Below are 15,594 nucleotides of genomic sequence, written 5' to 3' on the forward strand. Positions count from 1 at the left end.
CTTTTGCGACTGCATCACACCGCCCAATACAGGCGGTGCGGACTGACTCATCCCTACGCTTTGGCCTCGGCCTGGCGGAACCGACAACCGACATTACGTTACGACATCGGCTATGACATCGTTCACTCCTCATTTTGTGCCGCCTGCCAGACTCAAGGCATGGTTGCACGACGGCGCCGAGATCGCCGTGTTCGACGTGCGAGAGCACGGCCAGTACGGCGAGGCGCATCTCTTCTATGGCGTGACGTTGCCATACAGTCGGCTCGAACTCGATATCTTGCGGCTCGCGCCGCGTCGCAACGCACGCGTGGTGGTGTACGACACCGACGAAAGCGTGGCGGTGTTGGCGGCGCAACGTCTGGCGGCGCTTGGATATACGGATGTCTACGTGCTTGAGGGCGGCACCGACGCTTGGCGTCAGGCGGGCTTCACGTTGTTCGCCGGCGTGAACGTGCCGTCGAAGACGTTCGGTGAGCTCGTGGAGATGGCGTATCACACGCCGCGCGTGACGGCGCGCGAGCTCGCGGCCATGCGCGAGCGTGGCGACAACGTGGTGATTCTCGACGGCCGACCGGTGAACGAATACCTCAAGATGACGATTCCGTCGTCCATCTGCTGCCCGAACGGAGAACTCGGTTACCGCATTCGTGACCTCGTGCCGGACACGACGACGCCTATCGTGGTCAATTGTGCGGGCCGCACCCGAAGCATCATCGGGGCGCAGACGCTGATCAATCTCGGCATTCCCAATCCGGTCATGGCGTTGGAGAACGGCACGCAGGGCTGGTATCTCGAAGACCTCCCGCTCGAACATGGCAGCACGCGTCGCTATCCCGACACGGTCACGCCGTCGAGCGTTGCGTCGATGCGTGAGGCCAGCAACGCGCTTGCCGAGCGTTTCGGCGTTCCCGAGGTGGACGCCGCGACGTTCGCACAATGGGCGGAGGATACGTCACGAACGCTTTTCCTGTGCGACGTTCGCACGCCGGAGGAGTTCGCTGCGGGCACATTGCCGGGTGCGCAGCATACGCCGGGCGGTCAGTTGATTCAGGCGACGGACCAGTATGTGGGGGTGCGGCATGCGCGCGTGGTGCTGTTCGACAACGACGGCGTGCGTGCGCCGATCGTGGCGAGCTGGCTGCGTCAGCTCGGCCACGATGCTTACGTGTTGCGCGATGGACTTGCGAGCGGTGCGTCGCTGGCCGAGCCGGTGCCGGGCGTTGTCGCGACGCTGCCCGAAGTCGACGTCGCCACGTTGGCATCGGGGCTGGCAAACGGCGACGTGACGGTAATCGACGTGCGACCGAGCATGAGTTTCCGGCGCGGCCACGTGCCGGGCGCGCAATGGGCGATTCGTCCGCGACCGACCTCGCTGCCTGCCGGACGCGACGTCGTGGTGATCGCCGATGAGCGTGGTGTTGCCGAGTTGTTCGTTGCGGACTGGCGACGCGCGCATGCGCAGGACTCACGTACGTTCTCGTGGCTCGCCGGTGGTTTCAACGCGTGGTCGGCGGCGGGGCAGCCGGTCGAGGCGTCGCCCGAGTCTCCGCCGGATGCGGAGTGCATCGACTACCTCTTTTTCGTGCACGACCGGCACGATGGCAACAAGGCTGCGGCGCGTCAGTATCTCGCGTGGGAGACCGGCTTGCTCGCGCAGCTCGACGAGCAGGAGCGCGGCGCATTCCGTGTTGGTGATGCCGCTGCCACGAAGTAAGCTGTGCAGACGCGCCTGGTGCCGATGTGGCTATCCAGGCGTGAGTGCTTTATCCGAAATCGAGGCGCCAGCGTCGGCGCGTCGTGTGCGCCGAGATGCGCACGACGCCATCGTCCGAACTGTCAGCACTCCCTGAATCGTCCGAATCGCCTTCACTACGCCAGATCATGTCCCGACAAGCCCCCCATACTCGCCCTTCCCGTCTCGCCACACGCCTGGTGAAGGGCGGCACGGATACCGTCGTCGTTGGCGGTCATGCCGTCAATCCGCCTGTGGTGCGCGCCTCCACCGTGCTGTTCGAGTCGATGGATGCGATGAACGATGCTCGTCGCCGTCGTGGCACCGAGCGTATGTTCACGTACGGCGCGCGGGGGAACCCGACGGGCTTTGCACTGGAGGACGTCGTGGCCGGGCTGGAGGGCGGATATCGGACGCGTCTGTTTCCGACGGGGCTGGCGGCGATCTCCATGGTGTTCCTCGCATACGTGCGGCCGGGCGATCACGTGTTGGTTGCGGACTGCGTGTATCAGCCGCTGCGTCATTTCGTGCAGACGTTTCTCAAGCCATGGGGCGTGCACGTCACGTTTTTCCGTGCCGATGGCAGCGACGCCGCCGAGCACATGACGGCGCGCACCAAGTTGATTTACGTGGAAGCGCCCGGCTCACTCGTCTACGAGATGTGCGACATCCCGGCGCTGGCCGATCTGGCCCATCGCCATGGTGCGCTGCTGGTGGCCGACAACACGTGGGGATCGGGCGTGCAATGCCGTCCGTTGATGTTGGGCGCGGATATTTCCGTGATGGCGGCGACGAAGTACCTGAGTGGCCACTCCGACGTCATGATGGGGACGGTGACGACCACACAGGAAGTCTGGCAGACGCTCTCGACGATGGCCGACGCGCAGGGTGTCGCCGTGAGTCCGGACGACGCCTATCTGGTGCTGCGCGGCACACGCACGCTCGCTGCGCGTTTGCAGATGCATGAGCGACATGCACTGGAGGTGGCGCATTGGCTGGACGGGTTGCCGGATGTGGCGCGCGTGTTCTGTCTTGCGTTGCCGACGGATCCGGGACATGCGTTGTGGCAACGCGATTGTCTCGGCACGAACGGTTTGGTGTCGTTCGAGTTTGCGAACGCAACGCCGGAGCAGGCCGATCATTTCGTCGATTCGCTTACGCTGTTCGGCATTGGCGCGTCGTGGGGCGGGTTCGAGAGCCTGGCGACGGTGTCGAACGTGGTCGGCACGCGCACGTGCGAGGACTGGTCGCATGCGGGGCCGATCGTTCGCCTGCATATCGGCCTGGAAGATCCTCAGGATCTGATCGACGATCTGGCGGCGGCGTTCGGGAAGGTGTTCGGCGGTTGAGATTTACGCGGGACCGACGTTCCGACGTTCGGCATCGGCGGTGGGCGTGTCCGCGATGGCCGGGAGGTGCCGAACTGCGGCTGTCGTGTCGCCGCGATGCGCTGGCTGTTCGTGGGACGGAGACGTAGTCGGGTCGAGGTCACGTCGAAAAAGGAAACGGCATGCGATCCGGCCGCATGCCGTTTTCGTCGGCTGACTGGTGACTACTTCGTGGACGTCGGCGTAGGTGTCGGAGCGGGGGGCGTTCGCGCGCCGTCGAGCGTGGTCAGAATGAGATGCGCGGCGCGAATGCGTTCATCCATCGCGTAGTTCTTGTTCGCGAGCAGCACGATACCCATTTGCTTGGACGGCACGAAGGCGACGTATGCGCCAAAGCCATTCGTCGAGCCGGTCTTGTTGACCCACGAGACGGGAGACGGCGCCATCGGCGGGGCAAATTCGCGAGCGGGCGTCGGTTCGTAGGCCATGCGCGACGAATTTCCTTCGAGCAGGGTGTCGACGGTGACCGGATACGGGTATTGCTCCCAGATCAGGTCTTGCGTCATCGGTGCATCGAAGAAGTAACTGGAGCGAGTCGCATAGATCGCGTGGCGAAGACGTCGGTCGTGCACTGTCTCACCGAGGTTCGCCCGCAAGAAGCGCAGCAGGTCGCTCGCGGTCGTTTTCACGCCGTAGGCTTCCGGCTCGAACACGCCGGGGCTCACACGCACCGGCTTCCCATCCTTATATCCCCATGCATAGTTGGCCTGCTGATCTTCCGGCACACTCAGGTAGGTGTGCTTGAGGTCCAGCGGCTTGAAGACGTGGTCGCTCATGAGCGTGGCAAAGTCGCCGTGCATGGCGCGTGCGGTCAGCCAACCGAGCGCGCCGATGCTGACGTTGGAGTACGTTCGTACCGTGCCGGTGGGTTTGGCGGGCTTCCACGCTTTGAGGTATTGGGTGATCTCGTCGGTGTTTCCGATGTTGTCCGGCACCTGCAGCGGCATGCCGCCGGTGGTGTGCGTGGCGAGATTCAGCAGTTTCACGTCGCCGAACGGAGTGCCGGCGAATTCGGGGGCGATACGGCTTGTCTTGTCCGTAAGGGAGAGGGCGCCTGCGGCTTGCGCATAGGCGGCGAGCGTGGCGGTGAACGTCTTGCTGACGGAACCGATTTCGAACAGCGTGTCGTTCGTCACCGGCTTGTTGGCGGCTTTATCGGCGAGGCCGTAATCGAAGAGATAGGACTGTCCGTCAAAGACGATCCCGACGGCCATGCCCGGGATCTCCTGACGCGCCATGAGCGGGCCGATGGTCTTGTCGACGAGCGATTTGATTTCGGCCTGTCGAGGATTCGTCTGATCCAGCGGGTTCGCCTCCGCGGCATAACTGCGTGCGCTGAAGGCCATCCAGCCGATGGCGGCAGTCGCTGCGAGCGCAGCGAAGAGGGTGAAGTAGGGCTTGTTCATCGACGGTCATCTCCGTATGAAGGCGCATCGGGCCGTTCATTCTGAACCCTTGCGAGCGATGCACGAAGCGTAAACCCAAATTTGAGGGGAGGCGCAGCGGGGGGACGTAACGGATGTAACGGACGCAACTTATGTCGGCTCGAGCGAAGCGTCGTAAGCGGAAAGGCACATGAAGCACGATTCACTTCTACGTACAAGCTCAGTCCATCCGCTTCGAAACTTGACGACGTCGTCGAACGCCTTTGAGGAAATGCATTGCGCAGTCGTGACAGTGGAACTCATCAAGGCTGGCCGAAGGTAGCGTCATAACGATGAAATCTGATCGCGAGCAGCAGCTTGAACTCATGAATATTTAACCAATACGGTAACGATCACGAGGCACACGACCACAATCGTCATCCAATAGACCGCTCTTTGTGATCGAGTTGCCTCGTCGTATTTCTCAGTAAGAGTCTTGGTGAAAGTTTCGCGCAACATCTGTTCCCATGGCTTCTTCATGACATTGCTCACTCGCCAAGTTTATGTCCATGACCAATCGGAGTCACACCTGCACCTGTCGTTCCGATCGCGGACTCGAGTGCCCAACCACCTGTGTACGAATGATTGATACCGCCGCCCACGCCGACGAAAGGATTTGCAGTTGGAACAAATCCGGACGCGCCAAACGAGCCACCCTGCAAATAGTCGCTCGTGGATTCAGCGTTGGCCCCCGCTACGTTGCTTCCGGCGACGATTGAGAACTCAAGTTTTCCCACCGGTGCAGGATAGGGTCTTCCGACAGCGCCAGTCACGAATGCGTCACCGTTATCGGTATCGTCGCTCAGGTCATTGAACGTGCTTGCACGCTTAGACGTCAGCCCCACGCCCCACCCCTCGCGCAGCCTATTGCGTTGTCACCGCTCCTCCAACCGCTGCCGTAGATCACTTTAGGAAGGAAACGCTGGTGTACAGAAGTAGCGTGAAAGCTAAGGACATCAAAAGCCCTCGGAAAATCACGCTTCATCGGAATTGAGATTATGAAAATTGATATTTGACTATTTGGTGGAGTTCTTGCCTAGTTTAATTTCAAGATTTCTTCTAAATTCGTCTATCGATCTTTTGCTTCCGTAAATAGTGATTTTGATTCCATGTATGGAAATCAAGAGTTTCCCACTTCCCCATTCGTTAGATATCACCTTCACGTCTCGATAACGGTATGAAGTTCCAAACAAAAGACAAGTTACGAGGTGTCGCTCGTAGAGAGTTAGTCGATAGAATGTTCCGGCACTACGAATCGCTCCGCTTCCCATAATCACTATCGCACGGATGCTGCAAATACTTCGCCCCCCGACACGGTCTACGCGTCGCCGAATCGCAGGGACTACGGTGAGAATGAATAAGAAAAATGGAATTGCGAATAATTCAATCGAAAAACTGACCGTCATAAGCGTCGAGTTGATTGCTGGTAATTTTATGAAGGCTTGCCGGGTGCTACTGTCGCCGTAGGTTGCTCACGTAAGCGAACATGTCGCCGTGTTTGGACGTCAGCCTCGCATCGTGCGGAGCCGAATGCGTCGCCACCGCTTCTCCAACCGCTACCGTAGATCACTTTCGGAAGGAAGCGCTGGTGTACAGAATTAGCGTGAAAGCTAAGGACATCAAAAGCCCTCGGAAAATCACGCTTCTTATGTTAATAAATTCTATTAGGTCGATAAATTCAAGCTTCTTGTAGCACCCTGTAGTGAATAAACAATGGATAAATAACCCGATAATCCAGGCGATTGACAAGAGGGCCCAGCACACCAAGAGGCTTGAAATGAAAATAAGAAGAAATTCACCCATTTTTGAGAAATTAACTTTTTTCATAAACTCCCGAATTGGACTTTCTATCTGATGAAGATTCTTGTCACATTCGCTTGGGATGTGGCGAAATGATCGTTATTCGTTGTTGACAATCCAGATAGAAGTGATTCCTGATGTTACGCCTGCAAGCCAGCAGACACCGAAAATCAAAAGAAATTGAATCGTTCGGGTCCGATAGAGTTTTCCGCGACTGTTGAGATAGTCGTCGGAGATGAGTGAGTGATGCGTTAATCCATTTGCACCAAAAATGCTCTTTCCTGGTTGCGGGCTATTAATCATTTTGATAAAGAAAAAACCCGCCGCAAACAGAGATAAAATTCCGAAGACTATGGATGTGCAAAAAAAGGTGGTCGTCGTGGAGGCGAGAATTCTAGCGGTCAATGATTTTTTGTCGACAAGAGATTTGAATATCGAAAAAAACGAAAAAATCTGAAATGAAAGAATTGCAAGAAATGCGACGATTCGTCTGCAAATAATGATGTTCATGTAGATGGCAAAAAGCTTTGAGTCGCCTTGCTTAAAGCGTTACAGATGTCCATGGTGCAGGTCGTCGTTCCACTTGCAGAAGTGGTACCTCCGGTCACGGACGGAACGCCCGTCCAGTCGATGTCATATCCTGCGCCGGCCAATTTTCCATCGACGTAAGTTGCGGAACTGCGGACTCCCGCTTTGCCGCAGTTCACTGCGGTGTTGACGTTCGAGGATTTAATTGCGGTACAAAAATTAATTAGCGTTCCTGTTGGGGAAAATTATCCGTGACCTGAGAAATGCAATGAGCCAGTGAGTCATTTTATTGTCACTGAGTTTTAAAGTTCGACGCCGGTGCGGCGGCGAATTTCCTGGTTATCTACGTTCAGCGGAACTGGCTATTAGCTTTCTGATATTAAATGAATAAATGCAAATATATAGAAAACTGTCCCTAGAAGTGTTCCGTTTACTAAGACGAACCGCGTGTCAACATCCCCCCACATCGGAGCGACTCCATATGCATACCAAATCACAGAAAATGCATATATTTTGATCATCAGGAAGCAAAAAAAAGACGACAAAAAAGCGATAAAAAATAAGTAAATAAATTTAAGCATTTGTCAATTATTAAAATAAAAAACCATGCCATTTAACGCTTCTGTTGCAGCCTCTGTCCCAGTTGCGCCACCGACCGCGGAGCCAATCATTGGAGTGTTGTTGGCTGTAAAAATGTTCCTTCCTGATGGTTTCGCCCAAACGCCGGGGCTAGACCATTCGTAGGAACTTACTTTCGACTTGGCGAACGAAAAAATCGTGTTTTTCATGAACGCGCCTACGCCGTAGCCAAGACCTGCGGCACCTGCATTCATCATTGCACCGATTAGCACACTGTCGTTCTTTCCGGAAATAAAATTATTTGTCATGGTATTGGCCGCGCCTGTCGCTGCGTTTATTGCAATGCTCCCCAAAAATTTCGTGTACGTACCGCCCCATCCTGCAAGTGCGGCATACCCGACGTCGAATGGCCTGATTTCACCATTCTTGTAGTACTGTGATGCGGCATTCACTCCGCCGCTAATTGCACCGATTCCAACGGGAGACGTCCAAGAACCGCTTCCCAATGCCCCCGTAGAACCAAAAATCGGCGAACCAGGAATAGCTGCGATTACCCCGCCCGTAGCAATTGACGTTGCGACCGTCGTGGCGATCCAGGTTTCCTTTCCTAGTTTGTCGCGTGCCGTTTGATCACTGACGGCCGATTCCGTGATAGTTCGAGCATTCGGAGCATTCATTCCGATCCCGTCGGGATAATGTTTCGCGTACATTTCGACGTTCGCTTTCTGATCGGGCGTCGCGTAGAACATGTATCCGGGGCCGCTCGCACCGTCCGCAGGCAACATTCCGTGCGCTTGTGCGAGAAAGTTGCTGGCGCGCTGGTTCCAGGTGCCCGTCGAACCGTTTTGGACTTGCAGGTTGGCTTGCGTAGTAAGTTCGTCATGCGCTTGTTGATCGGTGAGACCATATCGCTTCGCGTACGCGGCCTCTTGGGCGCTAATCCACTTCTTCTCGTCCGGATGCAACTGCCGATTAAACCGATCGGTATTGAACCCGGTGAACGCCCCGGAAGTCCCGCCCGCGGCTGCGCCAACGGCAGTTCCCACGACGGTTGCCACGATCTGGCCCAATGCTTCGTCGACATCGGCATTTCCCGTCGGGCGCTTCTTTTTGATCTCGTCGCTCAGGTCATTGAGCACGCCACCGAGCTTGGACGTCAGGCCCGCGCCTAATGCACCACCTAGTGCGTTGCCACCGCCGAGTCCCGCGACCAGCGCCCCGCCTGCGGCGTGCATTGCCGCGCGGTAGTCGCCGCCTTCGGACCATTCTTTCGCTTCCTGCAAATACTGCGCTTTCAACGCGGGATCATCCGTGTCCTTGGCCAGCTTCTCCAATTTCTCGGCCTTCTTGTCAGCGTAGGTGCCGATATCGCGTGCCACTGCCTCACCGGCCGCCGTCGCGGCCTGCATCAGACGAGATTGGTCGCTAAGTAAATTCTGCAGATCCGGCGTGCGAGCGACCGTGCCGTTCAAGTCGGTAGTATCTCGATTCAGGCTTGCCAGATCCTGTCGCTGGTTCGATTCATCGGTCAGCGTGATCGTGCCTTCGCTAACGCCCGCACGGGTCGTGCCACGTTCGCTGCCACTCTCCATTTGCGGCAACATCGGAGAAATCCCACCGGTGTTCTTGCCGGATGTCTTCCCCGTCTTGCGTTCGTTAGCCCCGCCATTTCCGACGGTAAACCCGCCACCAAAGCCAAAGCTGTTGGCGCTGTAGTCCGCATGATTTTCGATGTCGGAGAACGTGAGCGTGCCTGTCGTCAATCGATTCTCCTCAGGACCCGCTGTGCTGGTGATGTAGCCGCCCTTCAGGTCCGTGTTCCCCGCAACGCCGATGTCGAACCCGCCGTCGCCGGACTTGATGCCCGACTGCTCCACCACGCTCGCATAGTTGCTGCTGGCGTTGCCACGTGCATAGCTCGCGCTGCCCGACGCGCCGGCCATACTCAGGTTCACGCCGCCGCCCATGCTCTCCTGATGCGCAGAACCTTCACTTGTGTCCTGCACACTTGCGATATTCAAATCGCCCCCCACCCGCGCACCGAATCTTTCGGCGCTTACCGAGGCACCGGCCAGGTTGGTGTCGCCACCGCTCGCAATCACCGCTGAACGGCTGGCGTTGACGTGCGTGTTGTTCTGGAATGTCGAGTCGGAATTTGCATCGCCGCTTGCCCTCGAAAAAGATGCCGATACGCCGAATCCGCTCGTGCCGTAAGACACACCGAACCCCACGTTCTTCGATTGGTTGTCGCTACGGGTCGATTCGCTATCGGCGCTGCTCAGCAAGTTGACTTCGTTGGTCGCCTGAAGCAACACGTCCTTCGCATCGATGTCTGAACCGACGACATTGACGTTGCCCTTGCCCGTTGCAGCATCTCCGGTCGCGATCAACGCTGCCGCTCCCCCGGCCCTGATATGGCTGGCGACGTTCTGCGTGCTGTCCATCGATGAAGTCGATTTGCTGCTGGATTCGCCCCAACTCAGTTCGACCTTGCCTTCAGGAAGCTTGCCTTTGGCCAGCGCATCGACAGCGCTCTTCCCTTCCCCGTAAGCGCTATAGGCGCCGCTGGCGGCGGCGTAGCCGCGCAGCGCGGAAACGCGGGCGTCCCCACCGTTATCGACCGCCGCTTTTGCCTGACCGACGACGTTTTGCGCCGCATCGATGACCGGCGACTTGATCGCGAGCGTGAAGCCCGAGCGCTTCATCTCGTGCGATTCGTCATGCTGCTGTCGGTCGGTCGCCGATTCGACGGTGATGTTCTTCGCGATACCCGTCACATTCCCACCGGCGACGACGTCGCTGCCGCGAATGGTCAGGTCATTACCGGCGACCATGCTGACGCTGCCGTTAAGACTGCCCACGAGGCTGCTCGTCTGCGCAACAGCGGTGTCGTTGGTGCGGTCACGTTGCTCGCTGTTACCGTAGGAGACGCCCACGCCACCGGAAACGCCGAATCCCGAGCGCTTTTCCTCGTAAGTGGCGTGCTGCTCAGACGTGCTTTGTGCCGACTGGATATGCAAATCCTGTCCGGCCTGCAGCGCGACGTCCTTCGTGCCGACGATCGTGCTTCCCCGAACGTCCAGATTCTTGCCCGCAGCGATAACGATCGCATCCGCCGACACCATGCTTCCATTGGCCTGCACAGTCTTCGAGTCGGAGGTGCTGGCGGTGCGTTGACTACTGAGGAATCCGCCACGGCTTCCGCCGTTCCGACCATGTGACTCATGCGTTTCGGTAACTTCGCCGATGTTCACATTGTTGCCTGCCACCAGCGTGGCTGTACCACGTTCCAGCGTTACGCCGCTGCCGAGGAGATCGATATCGTGACCGGCAGCAATGGCAAGACTGTCGCCACTTCGTATCCGCGTGCCGATAACGGCGTCGTCTGACGATGTCGACGATTCGTAATAGCTGCCGTCTCGGTCAGCACCGGCGCTGCTGCCATGTACCGTAGACGTAGTCACTGCGGCTCGCAGGGACACATCCCCTTGGGCTGCAATGGCGCCTCCTCCTTGAAAGTGCAAATCGGCCCCGGTTGCGGTCACGTCGGCACCCACACCGATTTGCGTGACACCTCCGACGTTGACGATGCTGCCCGTCGCCCTATTGATGTTCGTATCCGAGACGCCATTCGCGCGTTCGACCCGCTTGCGCTCACCGGTCACGACGGATCCCAGTTCCCAATTGCCACCGACTGCCATCCCGAGATTTCCGCCGACGTTCAGCGTCCCGGCGTTTTGCTGGAAATTGCCGCCGGTTGCGATCACAGCGTCTTTCTCGACGGTGAGTGTGGCGACAGGACCCAATGTGGTCGACACGCGTGTTGCCCCCGTATCGCTCACTTGATCGACAGTGGTGGACGTCGTGTTGAGCAGTAGATCGCCCCCGGCCTTGAGCGCCAACTCGCCCGCCGTCACCGTAGCGGAACTGAGGTCGACGTTCCCCACAGTCGTCAGCGTCATCAAGCCGCCGCTTTGCAATGCGCCGAATGCGCTATCGATACGCTCGGCGTCAATCGTCAGGTTGCGGTCCGCGCGAATCGTGCCGCTATTGGTCAACGCTTGATGGTTCTTCAGTCGCACGTCGGCTGCTGCGATCAACGGGCCGTCCGTCTGCCGTTGCGTCGTCGGCGCCAGATAGACCACGGGCACGAGCACGGGCTGTCCATCGACGACCTGCGACTGCAGGATGACGACGTCATGGGTAAGCGCAGCGACCTGTTCCGCCGAAAGGCTCATACCGAGATACAGGTCCAGGGATTTCGCAAGCGCCGCACCTGAGCGCATCATCGCCTCGTACATCGAGGGGAGATCGGTGTACGGGCCCGGCACGATCTTGCCGGTGAGCGCGGTGATCTGGCTTCGTACCAGATGCTGCTCGTACATGCCGTCGCCGAGACGCTTGGCCACCGTTTGCGGATTCACGCCGATCTGATGGAGGTAGTAGTCGCTCGAAATGAACGCTTTTGCGTTGGTAAACGCCGGGTTGGATTCGATCAGGTAGGACGCGTCGGGCGCCGTCACCGGCCGGAAGAGACCGCCTTGCGGAATCGTCAGGCGGCTGATGACGTCGACAGCCGTCGAATGCGCGACGATCGGGTCGACGTAAGCGGTGTTACCGGTCACTGACGTCGTCCCTGCCTCAACGTCGACCAGGCCGCCCAGGCCGCCCTCGACCATGCCGACATTCGCCTCCGAGATCGATTGCCCGCGCCTGAGTCCTAAGGACGGCATTCCGACATTCCCGGCTGCGTTATCGATGCTCACGCCGGTACCGGACAACACGCCATTCGCGACAAAGGTGGATTCATAAGCCGGAAGCGCATAGGTGCGGATGTCAGCGGGCGCGACGCTCGTGTATCCACCGGGGCGGTGTGTCGTGAAAGTGGCGTCGCCGAACGGAAGCTGCCAGTCGGCCTTGCTCCTGTCGTAGTTGTCGTAGTGATAGTGACCGGAATACCGCACGCGAACGGCCGGCGCGGTCTGATCTTTCCAACTGTTCTGATCCAGTGACGCCGGCATCTCGATGTCGGCGGCAGCCGCTACCGCACTCCAATGATTCTGGAAGACGTTGATGGACGACGCGTTCAGATTGGCGCCGGACAGAATCTGTGCCTGTGGACTTGTCGACGTCACCGTGTTCGCGGTCGCGACGCCCCAGTAGCTCGTGAACAGGTAATCGCTGTTCCATTCCCCGCCACCGGGAGGCTTGACGTATACCCCGCCAATCGCGTCTGGATCCTTCGTATTCACTTTGCCGGTGCGACCACGCAAACTAATGCCCAGGCGCGAGATCAACGCGGGATCGACGGCGGACACGAAGCCGGAGGTGCGCATGGTTCGTCGCGTGTTGACGACCCGATCCGCGTGCAGTGCCATATCTGCGCCGGACTGAATCAGTGCCGACTGGTTGCGAATCAGGTTAGCGTTCAGATAATTGCCGGTGGCGTCCTTGCCGCCGGCGATGACGATACGTCCCAATCCATAGATCGCCGTCCTGGCCTGCGTATCGACGTCCGTCGTCTCGTCGAGATTTTCGATGGATGGGGCGAGCAGTGCTAACGTGCCCTGATCGTTTGTCGCGCCGATAAGCGCCGTCGCGCCGACGTTCGAGAGTAACGATCCGGCGTTCAGCGATAGGTCCGCGCCAACGACCGATCCGGTATTCCGGAAGGTATCCGACCGTGTCGTGAGCTTGCCCCCTGCTGTCATCGACCCGCTGTTGACGATGTTCCCCGCGGTGATGTCCAAGTGCTTCACGGCATGGAACGTTGTCGCATTCTCGAACGTACCCGGCAGCGACAACTTGACGGTGCGGCCCGCCGAGAACGCCAGTGCCGGTGTCGTAGTGAAGTTGCCTTTGACGCTGACCGTCACGTCGTTTGCTGCACGGTACGCGCCGCCGCCCGCGAGCGTTGCGGCACTCACCTTGAGATCTCGCGTCGCCCCGATTCGCCCATTCGTGCTGGTGAGTGCGTCGGATGTCTCAAGGACGACGTCTCCCACCGAGTCCGTGAGGGTGCCGATGTCACTGTCCGTGTTGTCGAGCGCCGAGGCGACCACCGATATGCGTTCCCCGCTCAATTGCGCACCGTCGGTGTTCAAGACTTTCGATGCGACCAGCGCGACACGCCCGCTCCCGGTTATCACGCCCCCACGATTCGAGATCAGCGTTCCTCCGTCGAATGTCGTGTTGCCCTTCGACAGATGGCTGATGAGCCCGCGCCCGTTGTCGATCGATACCGCTTTTACCGATAGCGTGCTGCCGTCCCCTTCAGTGCCCGACTGAATCTGGCCTTCGATGTTTTCGAGGGCACCCTGGCTGTTCACGGATAGCGAGCCCAGTGACCGGATGCGGCCGCGTGAGTTTTGGATATCGCCCCGAACGTCGGCCATGGCATTTCCTCTGGCCGTGAGTTCACCGGCGGCGTTGTCCATTCGGGCAGCGATGAGGTCCAACTCACCGCCTGATACGATTCGCCCGCCGTCGTTGAGAACGCGCCCCGCACCTTTGTCGGGCGCTATCTTGAGCTTGCCTCGCCCGGCGGCCAGAATCGTCCCGCCATTGTTGTTCAACAGTCGTGGGCGGAGTATGAGGTCGGTGCCATTGCTTTGCAGCACGCCGCCATTTGCGTTATCGAAGGCACCGTTGACGTCAAACGTCATCGCCGATGTGCCGTAATGCGTGATTACCCCGCGTGGGTTCGTCAGATCGGTCGTCGACAGCGACAAGTGGTTTGCCTTGATCTCTCCCGCACTGTTGTCCACCGCAGTCTCGCTGGTCAAAATGAGCGTCGGCGCCAGGATGGCGCCGCTGTGGTTCGTCAGCGATTGAGTGTGTACGGACGCGCTGGAACCCGCGCTGATTTCACCGCCGTCGTTCGTCAGACGGTCGCTGACAAGCGACGCATTTTCATTTGTCAGCAGTTTGCCTTTTGTATTGTCAAGACCTCCGCGCAATGTCGCAGACAGCCCCGTTCTGCCCGTGACCAACCCTCCCGAGTTATCGAGGTGCGTTGCATGAATCGCGACGCTTCCATTGCTCCGAATTTTGCCGTTCGCATTGCGGATGTCTTGGGCACCGCGAGCGGAATGGACGGTAAGTTTGCCGTTCCCGGCATGGAGGATCGTGCCGTTGCTGTTGATCAAGGCGGCGGGCGACAACGTGAGGTCGGCACTGTTGGTTTGGATTGTGCCGCCGTCCGAGTTATCGAGTGACGCGAGGACGTCGATGTCGATCGCGGCTCCGCCCGTTTGCGTAATAGCGCCCCCTCGATTCACCAGATCCGTGGCATGGACTGCCAGTTGGCCGGATTGCATGTTGCCGCGCGCGTTGTCCAGTGTCGTGGTCCGGATCGATAACGCGTCGGCTGCGGTGATGTGCCCGCCGACGTTGGTCAACCTTGTCTGCGCATTGACGATGGCGCGACGCTCGGCAAAGAGGTGGCCTGCATCGTTGTCGATCGATTGCGCGTGGATCGAAAGGTCGGTCTTCGAGCGGATCGTTCCACGATTTCGAAGACGCCCGCTTTCCAGCGTGACCGCGCCATTTCCACCGATGAAACCGCCGTCGGCAGGATCGGCATCATGCTTCGCGTCCCCGGACGCGTTGGTGAGCTCACCGGACGTCTTGATGTTCAGGCCATCGGCGTTCAGGGATACGACGCGACCTGCGCCGTTATCCAGCGATTCCCCGACGAGCGTGAGCGCGGCGGCACTTTGCAAGGTTCCATGCGTGTTCTCGATGACGCCACCACGCAATGTCAAAGCACCGTCCGAGACAAACTCTCCACGACGATTGGAGACTCCCCCTGTGGCCGTGACGACCATCTCGCCTTGCGACGTGACGCGCCCCTCGGCATTGGACATGCGGTTGGCAACCAGCGCCAGATCGCGCCCGGTCGCCAGCGTTGCCCCGTCGGTGACCAAAACGCCCGGTGTGCTGGCGACGAAACGCCCTTGCGCACGGGTGTTCGACTTCGAGAGATCGATGTCGCCATCGCGACCCGTCAACGCCAATTCGCCGTTGGACGTGGTTTCGCTCCCCGAGAGATCGAGACGCCCGCCGTGAATCGATGTGTTTCCGCTCGAGAGATTCAGACCGTGGGCATCCAGTCGCTCGACGGCGCGCACGAGCAGGTTTG

5 protein-coding genes are annotated in these 15,594 nt (G+C 58.9%); 2 read left to right on the top strand and 3 right to left on the bottom strand.

The features are described 5' to 3' along the window. Positions 1 to 112 precede the first annotated feature (112 nt). Both PCA31118_RS05970 and metC read left to right on the top strand, forming a co-directional pair. Positions 113 to 1,714, top strand: a complete 1,602-nt coding sequence (locus tag PCA31118_RS05970; RefSeq protein WP_150623991.1) for a rhodanese-like domain-containing protein — start codon at positions 113 to 115, stop codon at positions 1,712 to 1,714. A 167-nt stretch (positions 1,715 to 1,881) separates the two neighbouring features. Continuing rightward, entirely contained in the window at positions 1,882 to 3,081 is a 1,200-nt protein-coding gene (gene metC, locus PCA31118_RS05975) for a cystathionine beta-lyase (protein ID WP_150623993.1), read from the top strand. Positions 3,082 to 3,284: 203 nt separating this feature from the next. On the opposite strand, the gene blaPNC is transcribed toward metC, so the two are convergent. The 3 genes from blaPNC to PCA31118_RS05985 all read right to left on the bottom strand — a co-directional run bounded on the left by blaPNC (position 3,285) and on the right by PCA31118_RS05985 (position 15,583). Beyond that, positions 3,285 to 4,526, bottom strand: coding sequence for a PNC family class C beta-lactamase (gene blaPNC / locus PCA31118_RS05980; RefSeq protein ID WP_150623995.1), 1,242 nt, complete (start codon positions 4,524 to 4,526; stop codon positions 3,285 to 3,287). 1,917 nt (positions 4,527 to 6,443) lie between these two features. Continuing rightward, entirely contained in the window at positions 6,444 to 6,854 is a 411-nt protein-coding gene (locus PCA31118_RS26970) for a hypothetical protein (RefSeq protein WP_174990355.1), read from the bottom strand. Between the two features lie 602 nt (positions 6,855 to 7,456). Next, the gene (locus tag PCA31118_RS05985; protein WP_246190098.1) at positions 7,457 to 15,583 is read right to left on the bottom strand and encodes a hemagglutinin repeat-containing protein; all 8,127 of its coding nucleotides are present in this window, start codon (positions 15,581 to 15,583) and stop codon (positions 7,457 to 7,459) included. Positions 15,584 to 15,594: the final 11 nt, after the last annotated feature.

The sequence above is a fragment of the Pandoraea captiosa genome (assembly GCF_902459775.1).
Taxonomy (GTDB): Bacteria; Pseudomonadota; Gammaproteobacteria; order Burkholderiales; family Burkholderiaceae; genus Pandoraea; species Pandoraea captiosa.